Consider the following 14,896-nt stretch of genomic DNA (forward strand, 5'->3'; position numbering starts at 1 on the left):
CGTGAGATGGATTGCTTGGCTCGCAACGACGAGAGGAGATGGCAGTGATCCTCGCGGGCGCGTCGCCCGCGGGGATTATTTGTTAGTTCTGCTCATGACTCCAGGCATGGCACGGCCGCGCTTTTGGCATGAAGCGCGCGCTTGGCCTGATTTCCCGATCCCCTAGACTGCTCCCTAACGATAAGGACGCAGCCCGCGTCCGCCGAAAAAATCTGGGGAGTACAACATGGGCCGGAAGATCGCGATCGTCGGGGCAGGGGCCGTTGGCGGCTACGCCGGCGCGCACATGGCGCAGGCCGGCGAGGACGTCACCTTCATCGATCCCTGGCCCGAGCATGTCGATCACATGCGCAAGCACGGGCTGCGCGTGACGCATGCGATGGATGTTCCGGAGTTCACCGTCCCGGTCCGCGCGCTGCACGTCACCGACGCGCAGCAGCTGGCAAAGGAGCAGCCGGTCGACATCGCCTTCGTCTGCATGAAGTCGTACGACACCGCCTGGGCCACCGTGCTGATCCGGCAATATCTGGCGGCCGACGGCTATGTGGTGTCGCTGCAGAACTGCATGAACGAGGAGACTATTGCCGGCGTGGTCGGCTGGGGCAAGACGCTCGGCTGCATCGCCAGCAGCATCACGGTCAATTTGCCCGAGCCCGGCCACATCCACCGCGGCGCCGGCAAGGGCGGGGCGGCGCATACCGTGTTTCGCGCCGGCGAGGTGCATGGCCGCATCACCGCGCGCGCCGAGGAGGTGTGCCGCCTGGTCGGCTATTCCGACAGCGCGAAAGTCACTGCCAACCTCTGGGGCGAGCGCTGGTCGAAGCTGGTCGCCAATGTGATGCAAAATGGGCTCTCTGCCTGCACCGGGCTGCCGGGCGGCGAGATCCTGCAAAGCGAGCCGCTGCGCCGCTTCTCGACCCGGCTCGGCAGCGAGGCGATCCGGGTCGGCCAGGCGAACGGCTACCAGCTCGAGGAAATTCTGCATCTTGAGCCCGAGACCATCGCCCGCGCCGGCGAGGGCGACGCGGCCGCGATGCGCGCCTGCGACGAGCAGCGCTTCAAGGACGCAAAACGCACCTCGTCCGCGCAGCGCCCCTCGATGGGCCAGGACATGCAGAAGGGCCGCCGCACCGAGATCGAATTCCTCAACGGTTTTGTGGTGCGCGAGGGCGAAAGGCTCGGCATCGCCTGCACCGCCAACGCCGCGCTGACCGACATCGTCAAGCGCGTCGAACGCGGCGAGCTGAAGCCGGACCCGCGGCATATTACCGAGCTGCGGATGAATTGACGTTGCATCCAGCGCCGTATTGCGCGCGGAGCGACCCGCCCCACACTCCGTGTCATTCCCCGCGAAGGCGGGGAATCCAGTACGCCGAGACCTCTCGATTCAAGCACAGGCGCCTCTGGAATACTGGATCGCCCGGTCAAGCCGGGCGATGACAGCGGGGAGACGGCAGGCTTTCTCCTCCGTCATTGCGAGCGGAACAACTCGCCCCACACTCAGTGTCATTCCCCGCGAAGGCGGGGGAATCCAGTACGCCGGGACCTCTCGATTCAAGCACAGGCGCCTCTGGAATACTGGATCGCCCGGTCAAGGCCGGGCGAGACAGCGGGGAGACGGCAGGTCTATCCCCACGTCATTGCGAGCAGAGCGAAGCAATCCATAGCTCCGCATATGCGGGCCGATGGATTGCTTCGCTTCGCTCGCAATGACGGAGGGAATATATGCGCTCGGCTCTACAGCGGCTGTCTCACTCCCATCCCGTGCATGAACCGCTCGCGGATCTGCACGGGGTCGCGCCGGGTCGTGCCCGTGCCGGGCTTGTCGTCGATGCGGACGCCGATCAGGGTCGGCACGGTGGCGGTCATCGACTGCGCGATCAGGCGCTCGAAATCGTCCTCGTCGGCGGCCCAGGAGCTGTTCGCGATGCCGCTCGCCACCGCGACCGCGATGAGGTCGGTATGACCGGCCGCGGGCGTCGGCTGGCTGCCGGTGATCTGGTAGATGCCGTTGTCCATCACGACCATGGTGAGGTTTTTCGGCGCCAGCGTCGCGATCGTCGCGAGACAACCGAGCTGCATCAATAGCGAGCCGTCGCCCTCGAGCGCGAACACCCGCCGCTGCGGCTGCGCCAGCGCCACCCCGAGCGCGATCGGGAAGGCGAGGCCCATGCTGCCCAGCATGTAGAAATTCTCGGGCCGGTGGCCGGCGGCCCAGAGGTCGAAATTGGTGTTGCCGATGCCGCCGATCACGGCCTCGTCCTTCAGCTTTGTGACGAGCCGCTGGGTGAGATCGAAGCGGTTCATCACCTTGGTGTTGCGCTGCGGGTTGCTCATGGCCGGTCTCACTTGTCGAACACTTTGCCGCCGGTGAGCAGCGGATTGAGGATCAGCGCCACCGGCGCCTGGGTGGTGATGGCCTGCTTGATCGAGCGGTCGGCGATGAATTCGAGCTCGTCGAGCCGGGTGATGGTGTGATGCTCCAGCGCCAGCGAATCCAGCACCGGGCGCATGGTGCGGCAGACCAGCGCCTGGCCGTAATTGAACTCGCCGAGCGTGCCGCGCTCGGAGACGACCATGATCAGCGGAATCTGGTAGGGCACCGCGAGCGAGGCCAGCACGTTGGCGAGCGTGGCAAAGCCCGAGGTCTGCATCAGCACCGCGCCGCGCATCCCGGCCATCCAGGCGCCCGAGACGATGCCGACCGCCTCTTCCTCGCGCGCGGTCGGAAACGTCGAGAAATAGGCGTCGGCGTGCAGGCTCTTGATCAGCGGCGTCAGCACCTTGTCGGGCACGTAGGGCACGAGGCGGATCTCGTTGCGCTTCAACGTCTGCTGCACGATGCCGTGCCAGGTCGTTGCTTGTTCCGTGGCCGCCATCCTGTTCTCCCTCGACGCGCGACGCTGATGGCCGCTTGCGGAGCCAAAACTTGACGCGGTGCATGCGATTGTCAACATGCCCCGTCCGCAACGCGATCTGCGCAATTCGGCGGTCCCACCCGCCGGTTCGACATGCGATACAGACGGCAACGATAAAGGGGAGGCGTGCATGGCCGGATGGATCTGGCGGACGGCCATTGGACTGGCTGCGATCATCGCGGCCGGCGTCGCTTCCGCCCAGACGTTCCCGGCAAAAGCCGTTCACATTTTTGTCCCGTATCCGCCCGGTGGCGGCGTCGACGTGCTGACGCGGACGCTGGCCGACGTGGTGTCGAAGAACTGGGGCCAGTCGATCGTGGTCGAGAACCGGCCCGGCGCCGGCGGAGTGATCGCCTCGCAGGCGATCGCGACCGCCGCGCCCGATGGCTACACGCTGATCATGGTGGCGAGCGGCCATGCCACCAATCCATTCCTCTATCCAAAACTGCCTTACGACACGTTCACGGACTTTTCGCCGATCTCGCTGCTGGCGTCGTCGCCGAACGTGCTGCTGGTGCGAAGCGATTCACCGTTCAAGACGGTGGCCGACATCATCACCGCGGCGAAGACCAGGCCGGGCGTCCTGTCCTATGGCCATGCCGGCAACGGCACCTCGACGCATCTCGCCGGTGCCCTGCTCAACAGCCTGGCCAGGATCGATCTCAACGCGATCCCCTATAAGGGCGGCGCGCCGGCGATCAACGATCTGCTCGGCGGCCAGATTCCGATGTCGTTCAACAACGGACCGGAATCGGTCGGGCAGTTGCAGGCCGGCACGGTCCGCGCGCTGGCGGTGACGACCGCGACGCGCGCGCCGTTCCTGCCCAATGTGCCGAGCATGTCCGAGACCGTGCCGGATTACGACACTGAGGTGTGGTGGGGCCTGCTCGGTCCGGGCGGCATGCCGGCCGATCTCGTGACCAAGATCTCCGGCGATTTCGTCACAGCGCTCAACACCGATGCGGTGAAGGAGCGGCTCGGCAAGCTCGGCGCGATCCCGATCGGCAGCGCGCCGGCGGCATTCGTGGCCAAGATCAGGGCCGACTACGACAAATGGGAGCCGATCATCAAGGCCGCCGGCATGAAGGCGGAATGAGCTGATCGACAATCCCGCAAACTTCCCCAACTGAGAGCTGCTCCGAGATATGACCGTCAACAACAAGCGCGTGTTCTACGTCAAATACCTCGCCCACGAGATCTACATCGACATCATGAAGAAGCGGCCGGATGTCCGGCTCGACCGGCTCGAGAACGAGACGCCGGAGGCGCAGTTCGCACCGATCCTCGGCGAGGCGCATGCCTACCAGATCGGCGCCGCGCGCGACGAGCTGGCGCCGCATTTCCACGCTCACGCCGATCTGCTCAAGCGCGCGCCGAATTTGCTGATCGTGTCCTCGAACGGTGCGGGCTTCGATCCCGTCGATGTCGACGCCTGCACGGCGGCCGGCGTGCTGGTGGTCAACCAGTCCGGCGGCAACGCCAATTCGGTTGCCGAGCATGCGCTCGCCATGATGCTCACGCTGTCGAAGCGGATCATCCAGTCGGACCGCCGGCTGCGGCGCGAGGCCAACGTCAACCGCAACGAATTGATCGGCAACGAGCTGCAGGAGAAGACCGTCGGCATCGTCGGCCTCGGCAATGTCGGCCGCCGCATCGCCGAGCTGTGCCGTGGCCTGCTGCACATGAAGGTGATCGCCTACGATCCCTATCTCACCGCGGAGGAGATGACGAAGCGGGGCGGGGAGAAGGTCGAGCTCGACGATCTCCTGCGCCGTTCGGACTTCGTCTCGATCTCGTGTCCGCTGGACAGCAAGAGCCGGGGCATGATCTCGACCCGCGAGTTCGCGCTGATGCAGCCGCACGCCTTCTTCGTCACCACCGCGCGCGGCTTCATTCATGACGAGAAGGCGCTGGAGGAAGCGCTGCGCGACAAGCGCATCGCCGGCGCCGGTCTCGACGTCTGGTCCAAGGAACCGCCGCCGCCGGACCATCCGCTGCTGCAGTTCGACAACGTGCTGGCGAGCCCGCACACCGCCGGCGTCACCCGCGAGGCCCGCATCAACATGGGCCGCATCGCCGCCGAACAGCTGCTCGATGCCCTCGACGGCAAGCGCCCGCCGCGCATCATCAATCCCGAGGTGTGGCCGGTATATGCAAGACGGTTCGAGAAGGCGTTTGGGTTCGCGCCGGGCTAGGTGATGGGATTGCCGCCCGCGACGTGAGGTGTGCACGCATCTCAGGCTCCCTCTCCCCTTGTGGGAGAGGGTTGGGGGTGAGGGGTGGCCCCGGGCGAGATGATTGACGTGAAAGTCGATCTCGCAAAGTCGCACGCGCAGCCCACCCGCACATCGATAGACCACCCGTGTGGTACCCCTCTCCCTAACCCTCCCCCGCAAGGGGGAGGGAACCCTGCCGGTGGTGCGTCCCTCACTTCCGTCGCAGCTGCCATTGCGAGGCGCCAAGCCAAAACTGGAAAAACAACCCCATGCAAAGTAGCCGGCGGCTGGCGGCGTTCGCCCGGGCGGCACGTTCGCCCGGGCGGCTTGACACGTCGGGCAACTCACCGGTATTATTCCAATATTCCGAAATTTAGTTCGGGTGTGAAGGTGAGAGTGTGCCGTGTGGCACCCCTCTCCCTAACCCTCTCCCGCAAGGGGAGAGGGAACCCTACCGCTGGTGCGTCCCTTGCTTGGAAGCGGAGAGGCGCAGGCACTCCCAAAACGCCGGAGAAAATCTGCGTCGTCGCGGCCCCGATCACGGCAACAAATCCACTGCCAGACCGCGGCTCCGCGAAGCGCCCGTTGTTATTTCCCGCGACATGTCGACGGCTTTGCCCGCTGCCGCCATGTTCCCTGCGTGCCCGGCCAATCCCGGCACGGAAGGAACCCAACATGCGACAGGTCCGGTCATTGCTCCGCAACGCGCCCGCCAAGATCGGCCGCCGGCTGGCGCAGATCGTCGCGATCGCGGCCGCCAGCCTGCCGCTGGCCGGCGCCTAGTTGTCCCCGCTGCGAACAGCCGCATGCGGCGGCGTTCGAATTAACTCGCCCTCATCCCGCGCCAGTGCTATCGCGTGAACCCCGGGCTCTGCCGGTTCAGCAGGGAGGGTTCCATGTCACGCTTCGTCGTCCACTTCATGAAGGACGTGCTCGGCGGCAACGGCCGCCAGCGCGAGGTCTGTCAGGGCCTGCTCGAGATCGATGCGTCGAGCGAAGGCCAGGCCACCGAGATGGCCAAGCTGAAATTTTGTCAGGAACAATCGCTGTGCGACTGGTCGCTGCACGCCGACCGCATCCGGATCGAACCGGCCGACCTGCACGTGACCTGACGTCAATTACTCCTCAGGCAGGATGCGCACCGCGCCCTTGGCGGCGCTGCTGGCGAATGCCGCGTAGGCCTTCAGCGCGGTCGAGACCGCGCGCTTGCGCGGCGCGGCCGGCTTCCACGCGGCCTTGCCCTTGGCGAGCATCGCTTCGCGGCGGCGCTTCAGTTCGGCGTCGTCGACCTTGAGATTGACCTTGCGGTTCGGGATGTCGAACTCGATGATGTCGCCTTCCTCGACGAGACCGATCAGGCCGCCTTCAGCAGCTTCCGGCGAGACGTGGCCGATCGACAGGCCCGATGAGCCGCCGGAGAAGCGGCCGTCGGTGATCAGCGCGCAGGCCTTGCCGAGGCCTTTCGACTTCAGATAGCTGGTCGGATACAGCATCTCCTGCATGCCCGGGCCGCCGCGCGGACCCTCGTAGCGGATCAGCACGACATCGCCGGCCTTCACCTTGTTGCCGAGGATGGCGTCGACCGATGCGTCCTGGCTCTCGAAGATGCGGGCAGGGCCCGAGAATTTCAAAATGCTCTCGTCGACGCCGGCGGTCTTCACGATGCAGCCGTCTTCCGCAAGGTTGCCGAACAGCACGGCGAGGCCGCCGTCCTTGGAATAGGCATGCTCTGCGTCGCGGATGCAGCCCTTGGCGCGGTCGAGATCGACCTCGTCGAAGCGGCGATCCTGGCTGAAGGCTTCCTGGGTCGGCACGCCGCCGGGGGCGGCGCGGTAGAAGTTGCGCACCTTGTCGCTCGTGGTCCGCACCACGTCCCAGCGGTTCAGCGCATCGTCGAGGGTTGCGCTGTGCACGGTCGGGCCGTCGGTGGTGAGCAGTTTTGCGCGATCGAGCTCGCCGAGGATCGCCATGATGCCGCCGGCGTGGTGCACGTCCTCCATATGGACGTCCTGTACCGAGGGCGCGACCTTGCAGAGCACCGGCACCTTGCGCGAGAGCCGGTCGATGTCGGCCATCGTGAACGGCACCTCGCCCTCGCGCGCGGCGGCGAGCAGATGCAGCACGGTGTTGGTCGAGCCGCCCATCGCAATGTCGAGCGTCATCGCGTTCTCGAACGACTTGAAGCTCGCGATATTGCGCGGCAGCACCTTTGCGTCGTCCTGCTCGTAATAGCGGCGGGCGAGGTCGACGATCAGATGGCCGGCCTCGACGAACAGGCTCTTGCGGTCGGCATGGGTCGCCAGCACCGAGCCGTTGCCGGGCAGCGCAAGCCCGAGCGCCTCGGTCAGGCAGTTCATCGAATTGGCGGTGAACATGCCGGAGCAGGAGCCGCAGGTCGGGCAGGCCGAGCGCTCGATCACTTCGACCTCTTCGTCGGTGACGTTGGAATCGGCGGCCGCCACCATGGCGTCGATCAGATCGACCGCGCGCTTCTTGCCCTTGAGCTGGATCTTGCCCGACTCCATCGGGCCGCCCGAGACGAACACGGTCGGGATGTTGAGGCGCAAGGTCGCCATCAGCATGCCGGGGGTGATCTTGTCGCAGTTGGAGATGCAGACCATCGCGTCGGCGCAATGCGCATTGACCATGTATTCGACGCTGTCGGCAATCAGCTCGCGCGAGGGCAGGCTGTAGAGCATGCCGTCATGGCCCATCGCGATGCCGTCGTCGACCGCGATGGTGTTGAACTCCTTCGCCACGCCGCCGGCCTTCTCGATCTCGCGCGCCACGAGCTGGCCGAGGTTCTGCAAATGGACGTGACCGGGGACGAACTGCGTGAAGGAATTGACCACCGCGATGATCGGCTTGCCAAAATCCTCGTTCTTCATGCCGGTGGCGCGCCAGAGGCCGCGAGCACCCGCCATGTTGCGGCCGTGGGTGGTGGTGCGGGAGCGATAGGCGGGCATGACAAATCCTTGGGGTCTGTGCGCTTTTTTAAGGGAGGCGGCGTTCCTTATGCCCGCCCGCGGCAGTGGATTCAAGCGCGGAACCGCATGGCTGAACCCCGCTCGGCGTCCCGCCCACGCCGTCATCGCCCGGCCTGTGCGCAATTGCGCACATGGACCGGGCGATCCAGTACGCCGCGGCCTATCGGCTCAACAACCACCGTCTCTGGAATACTGGATCACCCGCTTTCGCGGGTGATGACACCGAACTGGCTGGTTGAAATGTGAATCAGACCAGCACCAACCCCGTCATCCTGAGGTGCGAGCCTCTTCGGCGAGCCTCGAAGGATGAAACGGCCCGGCCGGTGGCCGTCGATCCTTCGAGGCTCGCAAGAGCTCGCGCCTCAGGATGACGGGACGGATGGCAGCGCATGCCCAGGGACGACGGTGGAGGAAGAGCCGCCGCCCCTTGACAATTATTTTAAGTATAAAATAATATCCCGCATCGGCACGCTGGAAACCACTGCCCAGCCGCCGCCCAACGGGAGAGCGCCATGCGCATCGTTTGCATTGGAGGCGGGCCGGCCGGGCTCTATTTCGGCATCCTGATGAAGATGCTGGACCCCGCGCATCAGATCTCCGTGGTCGAGCGCAACCGGCCCTACGACACCTTCGGCTTCGGCGTGGTGTTTTCCGATGCGACCATGGACAACATGCGCAAATGGGACCCGAAGACCGCCGACATCATCGAGCAGGCCTTCAACCACTGGGACGACATCGAGGTCCTGATCAAGGGCCGCCGCATGCGCACCACCGGCCACGGCTTTGTCGGCATCGGCCGCAAGCGGCTGCTCAATATCCTGCAGGCGCGCGCCGAGGAGCTCGGCGTCGAGCTGATCTTCGAGCGCGAGGTGAATTCCGATCTCGAGTTCCCCGACGCCGACCTGATCGTCGCCTCCGACGGCGTCAATTCGAAGCTCCGCGTCAAGTACGCGAAGGAATTCCAGCCCGACATGCAGATGCGGCCGAACCGCTACATCTGGCTCGGCACCAAGCGTCCGTTCGACGCCTTCACCTTCGACTTTCGCAAGACCGAGCACGGCTGGTTCCAGGCCCACATCTACAAGTTCGAGGAGGGCGCAGCGACCTTCATCATCGAGACCACCGAGGAGGCCTATCTCGCCCACGGTCTCGACAAGATGGAGCAGGACGCGTCGATCGCATTCTGCGAGAACGTGTTCGCCGAAATCCTCGAGGGCCATCACCTGGTCTCCAACGCGCGGCATCTGCGCGGCTCGGCCTGGCTCTCGTTCCCGCGGCTGATCTGCGGCAAGTGGACCGCGTTCAACGGCAACAGCCATGTCGTGCTGATGGGCGATGCCGCGCACACCGCGCATTTCGCGATCGGCTCGGGCACCAAGCTGGCGCTGGAGGATGCGATCGAGCTGACCAACCAGTTCAAGCTCCACGGCGCTGTCAGGGAGAACATTCCCGCGGTGCTCGCCGCCTATGAAGAACTGCGCCGGGTCGACGTGGCGCGGATCCAGAACGCGGCGCGCAACGCGATGGAATGGTTCGAGGTGGTCGGCTCGCGCTATGCCGACACGCTGGAGCCGGAGCAGTTCATGTATTCGCTGCTGACCCGCTCGCAGCGCATCAGCCACGAGAATCTGCGGCTGCGCGACAAGACCTGGCTCGAAGGTTATGAGCGCTGGTTCGCCGAGCAGAGCGGCGTGCCTGCCACCAACGACCGCGTCACGCCGCCGATGCTGACGCCGTTCCATATCCGCGGCCTGTCGCTCAGCAACCGCATCATCGTCTCGCCGATGGCGATGTATTCCGCCGAGGAGGGCGTGCCGAACGATTTTCATCTGGTGCATTTCGGCTCCCGCGCGCTCGGCGGCGCCGGGCTGTTGTTCACCGAGATGACCTGCGTGTCGCCGGAGGCGCGGATCACGCCCGGCTGTTGCGGGCTGTGGAACGACGAGCAGGCCGCCGCCTACAAGCGCATCGTCGACTTCGTGCACCGCAATTCGCAGGCGCGGATCGGCATCCAGCTCGGCCATGCCGGCCGCAAGGGCTCGACCCGCGTCGCGTGGGAGGGCATGGACGAGCGGCTGCCGGACGGCAACTGGCCGCTGGTCTCGGCGTCGGCGGTGCCCTATCTGCCGGACGGCCAGTTGCCGGAGCCGATGACACGCGCCGAGATGGACGAGGTGCGGGATCAATTCGTGGCCGCCGCAAAACGCGGCGCGAGCGCCGGCTTCGACATCCTGGAGCTGCACTGCGCCCACGGCTATCTGCTGTCGAGTTTTCTCTCGCCGCTGACCAACCGCCGCAGCGACGAATATGGCGGATCGATCGAAAACCGCGCGCGCTATCCGCTGGAAGTGTTCCGCGCCATCCGCGCGGTGTGGCCGGAGGAGAAGCCGATGTCGGTGCGTCTGTCCTGTCACGACTGGGCCGAGGGCGGCAACACGCCCGAGGATGCGCTGGCCTTCGCCAGACTGTTCAAGGAGGCCGGCGCAGATCTGGTCGACTGCTCGTCGGGCCAGGTCTGGGCCGACGACCATCCGGTCTATGGCCGGCTCTACCAGACGCCGTTCGCCGACAAGATCCGCAACGAGCTCGGCATCGCCACCATCGCGGTCGGCGCGATCTCGGAGGCCGACCATGCCAACTCGATCATCGCCGCCGGCCGCGCCGACCTCTGCGCCATCGCCCGGCCGCATCTCGCCGATCCCGCCTGGACCCTGCACGAGGCGGCCAAGATCGGCGTGAAGTCGATCGCCTGGCCCAAGCAATATCTGTCGGGCAAGCCGCAATACGAGGCCAACCTCGAACGCGCCGCCGGAGCAAAATCATGACGCGGTTCTGGCCCAACGCTCACGCCCTCGTCACCGGCGCCGGCTCCGGCATCGGCGCGGCGACCGCGATTGCGCTGGCAAAGGCCGGCGTCCGCGTCAGCCTCGCCGGACGCCGCATCGAGGTGTTGCAGGCGACCGCCGCATCGCTCGGTGATCACGTCGGTGCGGTCGTCGCGATCGATGTCACCGACCCTGCCGCGGTGACCAAGGGGATCGCGCAGATCGAGGCGGCCGCGGGTTCGATCGACATTCTCGTCAACAATGCCGGCAAGGCCGGCAGTGCACCGTTCGACAAGACCGATGCGGCGCTGTGGGCGGACATGCTGGCGAGCAATCTGTCCAGCGTGTTCCTGGTGACGCAGGCCGTGCTTCCGGGCATGGCCAAGCGCGGCCGCGGACGCGTGATCAACGTCGCCTCGACCGCGGGCCTCACCGGCTACGCCTATGTCTCGGCCTATGTCGCGGCCAAGCACGGCGTCGTCGGCCTGACGCGGTCGCTGGCGCTGGAATATGCGCGGCGCGGCGTTACCGTGAACGCGGTCTGCCCAGGCTACACCGACACGCCGCTGGTCGCGGAGGCCGCCGCCAACATCGTCGCCAAGACCGGACGCAGCGAAGCGGAAGCACGCGCCGCACTGGCAAAGGTCAATCCGATGCAGCGGCTGGTGACGCCGGAGGAGGTGGCCGACGCCGTCCTCTGGCTGGCATCGGAAGGCGCCGCATCGATCAACGGACAAGCCGTCGCGATTGCCGGCGGCGAAGTCTTTACCGGGTGAAGGAACACAGCATGTCCGAGATGAAAGCCAAGCTCCGTCCATTCAAGGATTATCCCGCCAAGCATTTTCGCTGGCAGACCGACGCCAGCGGCCGCGTCGCGACCATCACGCTGAACCGGCCGGACAAGAAGAACCCGCTGACCTTCGAGTCCTACGAGGAGCTGCGCGATCTCTTCACCAATCTCAAATACGCCTCCGACGTCCGCACCATCGTGCTGACCGGCGCCGACGGCAATTTCTGCTCCGGCGGCGACGTGTTCGAGATCATCGAGCCGCTGACCCGGATGACGATGCCGGACCTGCTCGCCTTCACCCGCATGACCGGCGAGGTGGTGCGCGCGATGCGCAAATGTCCGCAGATCATCGTCGCCGCGATCGACGGCGTCTGCGCCGGCGCCGGCGCGATGCTGGCGCTCGCCTCCGATTTGCGGCTGGCGACGCCGCAGGCCAAGACCGCGTTCCTGTTCACCCGCGTCGGCCTTGCCGGCGCCGACATGGGCGCCTGCGGGCTGCTGCCGCGCGTGATCGGGCAGGGCCGCGCCGCCGATCTGCTCTACACCGGGCGGGCGATGAGCGCCGACGAGGGGCTGGCCTGGGGTTTTCACAACCGCCTGGTGCCGCCGGCCGAGCTTGCCGGCGCCGCGCATGAGCTGGCGCGCTCGCTCGCCGACGGTCCGTGGTTCGCGCATGGCGTGACAAAAACCATGTTCAACCAGGAATGGGCGATGGGCGTCGACGAGATGATCGAGTCGGAAGCGCAGGCGCAGGCGATCTGCATGGTGACCGGCGATTTCCGCCGCGCCTTCGATGCGTTCGCCGCCAAGCAGAAACCGGTGTTCGAGGGCAATTGAGATGAGCGAGATCCTGCAGCCCGACGGATGGGCAAAACCGATCGGCTACGCCAACGGCGTCGCCGCGCGTGGCAAGCAGATTTTCATCGCCGGCCAGATCGGCTGGAACGGGCAGTGCGTGTTCGAGACTGACGATCTGGTCGCGCAGATCGGCCAGACCCTGCGCAACATCGTCGCGGTCGCCGCGGCCGGCGGCGCCGGGCCCGAGCACATCGTGTCGATGACCTGGTTCCTGCTCGACCGCAAGGAATACTCGGCCCGGCTGAAGGAGATCGGCGTCGTCTACCGCGACGCCATGGGCCGCCGCTTCCCGGCGATGACCGCGATCCAGGTGTCCGGCCTGATCGAGGACCGCGCCAAGGTGGAGATCCAGGCGATCGCGGTGGTGCCGGATTGATGGGTGGTCTGCAGTCCTGCCTAACCCGTCATCCTGAGGTGCGAGCCTCTTCGGCGAGCCTCGAAGGATGAATCGGCCACCAGCCGGGCCGTCGACCCTTCGAGGGCCGCTGAAGAAGCGGCCGCCTCAGGGTGACGGTGATGGGGGAATGCATTGCCAGACCCGTCATCCTGAGGTGCGAGCTCTTGCGAGCCTCGAAGGATGAATCGGCCACCAGTGGGGCCGTCGACCCTTCGAGGGCCGCTAAAGAAGCGGCCGCCTCAGGGTGACGGGTTGGTTTGCTCAGCTTGCTCGGTGTCATCACCCGGCTTGACCGGGTGATCCAGTATTCCAGAGACGCCGGTGATAGAAGCGAGAGGCCGCGGCGTACTGGATCGCCCGGTCAAGCCGGGCGATGACGGCGGTGGGTGAGGACAAAGCTTCACACCCTCTCAGGGTGACGCTGATGGAGGGAGCCGCTGCAAGAATGTTAATCCTAAGCCAAATCAGCGCCGGCGCGCCGAAGACCCGGGCAACAAACCGGCTTGCGGCCGGGCGCGGGCGCGTGCGACCCTAGGCCTTGCTGGTTAACCGTCCTGTTGTGATTGGAGTAAAGGACGATGAAAGCGATTATCGTCGGAGGCGGCATCGGCGGCCTCACCACGGCGCTGATGCTGCGGTCGCGCGGCATTCAATGCGAATTGTACGAGCAGTCGGAGACGATCCGCGAGCTCGGCGTCGGCATCAACACGCTGCCGCATGCGATCCGCGAGCTCGCCGGTCTTGGCCTGCTCGACCGGCTCGACGAGGTCGCGATCCGCACCTCAGAGCTGTTCTATCTGACGCGGCACGGCCAGCAGGTCTGGCACGAGAAGCGCGGGCTCGATGCCGGGCACGACGTGCCGCAATTCTCGATCCATCGCGGCCGCCTGCAGGGCGTGATCCATCAGGCGGTGGTCGAGCGTCTCGGCACGGAGGCGATCCGCACCGGCTGCCGGCTCGGCGCGTTCACCCAGGACGAGGGCGGCGTGTCAGCCCATTTCTTCGATCGAGCTGGCTGCCATGTCCACACCGCGCGCGGCGACATTTTGATCGGCGCCGACGGCATTCACTCAAAGGTGCGGCAGACGTTGTTCCCAGACGAGGGCGGGCCGTGCTGGAACGGACTGATGCTGTGGCGCGGCGCCACCGACTGGCCGGCGTTCCTGACCGGGCGCTCGATGATCATCGCCGGTGGGCTGAATGCAAAAGCCGTGATCTATCCGATCGCGCCGGGATCGAGCCCGGCAAGTCGCCTCACCAACTGGGCGGTGCTGGTGCGGATCGGCGACGGATCGTCGCCGCCGCCGCGCCGCGAGGGCTGGTCCAATCTCGGCCGGCGCGAGGAGATGATGCCCTATGTCACAAGTTTTACGATTCCGCAGGTCGACTTCGCCGGCCTGATCAACGCGACGCCGGAATTCTGGGAGTATCCGTGCTGCGACCGCGACCCCCTGCCGTACTGGTCGAGCGGCCGCGTCACGCTGCTCGGCGATGCCGCGCATCCGATGTATCCGGTCGGCTCGAACGGCGCCTCGCAGGCGGTGCTCGACGCGCGCTGCCTAGCCGACGCGCTGGCGCGGTCAGAGCATCCGCGCCAGGCGCTGGTCGCCTATGAGCGGCAGCGCCTGCCGATGACCGCCGACATCGTGGCCTCCAACCGCCGCGGCGGCCCGGAAGGCGTGATCGACGCCGTCGAGCAGCTCGCGCCGCAGGGTTTTACCGATGTCGACACGATTTTGAATTACGAAGCGCGCGAAGCCATCGTGCGCGGCTATGCGGCAAAAGCCGGCTTTGCCGCGCGCGTGGTGGCGCGGCAGTAGCGAGGAGCTGCCGCTCTGTCCGCGTCATTGCGAGCGTTAGCGAAGCAATCCATCTGTCCGCATATGCGGAGCGATGGATTGCTTC

At 66.0% G+C, this 14,896-nt stretch carries 12 protein-coding genes; 9 read left to right on the forward strand and 3 right to left on the reverse strand.

Annotated features, from left to right (window positions below):
• Positions 1-226: 226 nt before the first annotated feature.
• Positions 227-1,288, forward strand: coding sequence for a ketopantoate reductase family protein (locus XH93_RS15970; RefSeq protein WP_194474253.1), 1,062 nt, complete (start codon positions 227-229; stop codon positions 1,286-1,288).
• A gap of 449 nt (positions 1,289-1,737) precedes the next feature.
• On the opposite strand, the gene XH93_RS15975 is transcribed toward XH93_RS15970, so the two are convergent.
• Positions 1,738-2,337, reverse strand: coding sequence for a thiamine pyrophosphate-dependent enzyme (locus XH93_RS15975; RefSeq protein WP_139861079.1), 600 nt, complete (start codon positions 2,335-2,337; stop codon positions 1,738-1,740).
• An 8-nt stretch (positions 2,338-2,345) separates the two neighbouring features.
• Positions 2,346-2,879, reverse strand: a complete 534-nt coding sequence (locus XH93_RS15980) for a thiamine pyrophosphate-binding protein (RefSeq protein WP_194474254.1) — start codon at positions 2,877-2,879, stop codon at positions 2,346-2,348.
• 169 nt (positions 2,880-3,048) lie between these two features.
• On the opposite strand from XH93_RS15980, the gene XH93_RS15985 reads away from it, so the two are divergent.
• The 3 genes from XH93_RS15985 (at position 3,049) to XH93_RS15995 (ending at position 6,246) form a co-directional block, all read left to right on the forward strand.
• Positions 3,049-4,014 carry a tripartite tricarboxylate transporter substrate binding protein gene (locus tag XH93_RS15985; protein ID WP_194474255.1) on the forward strand — a complete coding sequence of 322 codons (966 nt, stop codon included), beginning with the start codon at positions 3,049-3,051 and terminating at the stop codon, positions 4,012-4,014.
• A 49-nt stretch (positions 4,015-4,063) separates the two neighbouring features.
• The gene (locus XH93_RS15990) at positions 4,064-5,113 is read left to right on the forward strand and encodes a hydroxyacid dehydrogenase (RefSeq protein ID WP_194474256.1); all 1,050 of its coding nucleotides are present in this window, start codon (positions 4,064-4,066) and stop codon (positions 5,111-5,113) included.
• A 917-nt stretch (positions 5,114-6,030) separates the two neighbouring features.
• Positions 6,031-6,246 (forward strand): hypothetical protein, encoded by a 216-nt coding sequence (locus tag XH93_RS15995; RefSeq protein WP_194474257.1) that lies wholly within the window; start codon positions 6,031-6,033, stop codon positions 6,244-6,246.
• A gap of 6 nt (positions 6,247-6,252) precedes the next feature.
• Here the strand turns inward: XH93_RS15995 and ilvD are convergent, their stop codons facing one another.
• Positions 6,253-8,100 (reverse strand): dihydroxy-acid dehydratase, encoded by a 1,848-nt coding sequence (gene ilvD, locus XH93_RS16000; RefSeq protein ID WP_194474258.1) that lies wholly within the window; start codon positions 8,098-8,100, stop codon positions 6,253-6,255.
• A 533-nt stretch (positions 8,101-8,633) separates the two neighbouring features.
• On the opposite strand from ilvD, the gene XH93_RS16005 reads away from it, so the two are divergent.
• The 5 genes from XH93_RS16005 (at position 8,634) to XH93_RS16025 (ending at position 14,811) form a co-directional block, all read left to right on the forward strand.
• Positions 8,634-10,946, forward strand: a complete 2,313-nt coding sequence (locus tag XH93_RS16005) for a bifunctional salicylyl-CoA 5-hydroxylase/oxidoreductase (protein WP_194474259.1) — start codon at positions 8,634-8,636, stop codon at positions 10,944-10,946.
• Positions 10,943-11,722, forward strand: coding sequence for an SDR family NAD(P)-dependent oxidoreductase (locus XH93_RS16010; RefSeq protein WP_194474260.1), 780 nt, complete (start codon positions 10,943-10,945; stop codon positions 11,720-11,722). Before XH93_RS16005 ends, XH93_RS16010 begins: the two co-directional genes overlap by 4 nt.
• Before the next feature lie 11 nt (positions 11,723-11,733).
• Positions 11,734-12,573 carry an enoyl-CoA hydratase family protein gene (locus XH93_RS16015; protein WP_194474261.1) on the forward strand — a complete coding sequence of 280 codons (840 nt, stop codon included), beginning with the start codon at positions 11,734-11,736 and terminating at the stop codon, positions 12,571-12,573.
• 1 nt (position 12,574) lies between these two features.
• A complete protein-coding gene (locus tag XH93_RS16020) occupies positions 12,575-12,970 on the forward strand; it encodes a RidA family protein (RefSeq protein ID WP_194474262.1) in 396 nt (131 codons plus the stop codon).
• A 599-nt stretch (positions 12,971-13,569) separates the two neighbouring features.
• The gene (locus XH93_RS16025) at positions 13,570-14,811 is read left to right on the forward strand and encodes a flavin-dependent oxidoreductase (RefSeq protein ID WP_194474263.1); all 1,242 of its coding nucleotides are present in this window, start codon (positions 13,570-13,572) and stop codon (positions 14,809-14,811) included.
• Positions 14,812-14,896: the final 85 nt, after the last annotated feature.

Origin of the sequence: Bradyrhizobium sp. CCBAU 51753, from assembly GCF_015291565.1 — a bacterium.
Classification (GTDB): domain Bacteria; phylum Pseudomonadota; class Alphaproteobacteria; order Rhizobiales; family Xanthobacteraceae; genus Bradyrhizobium; species Bradyrhizobium ivorense.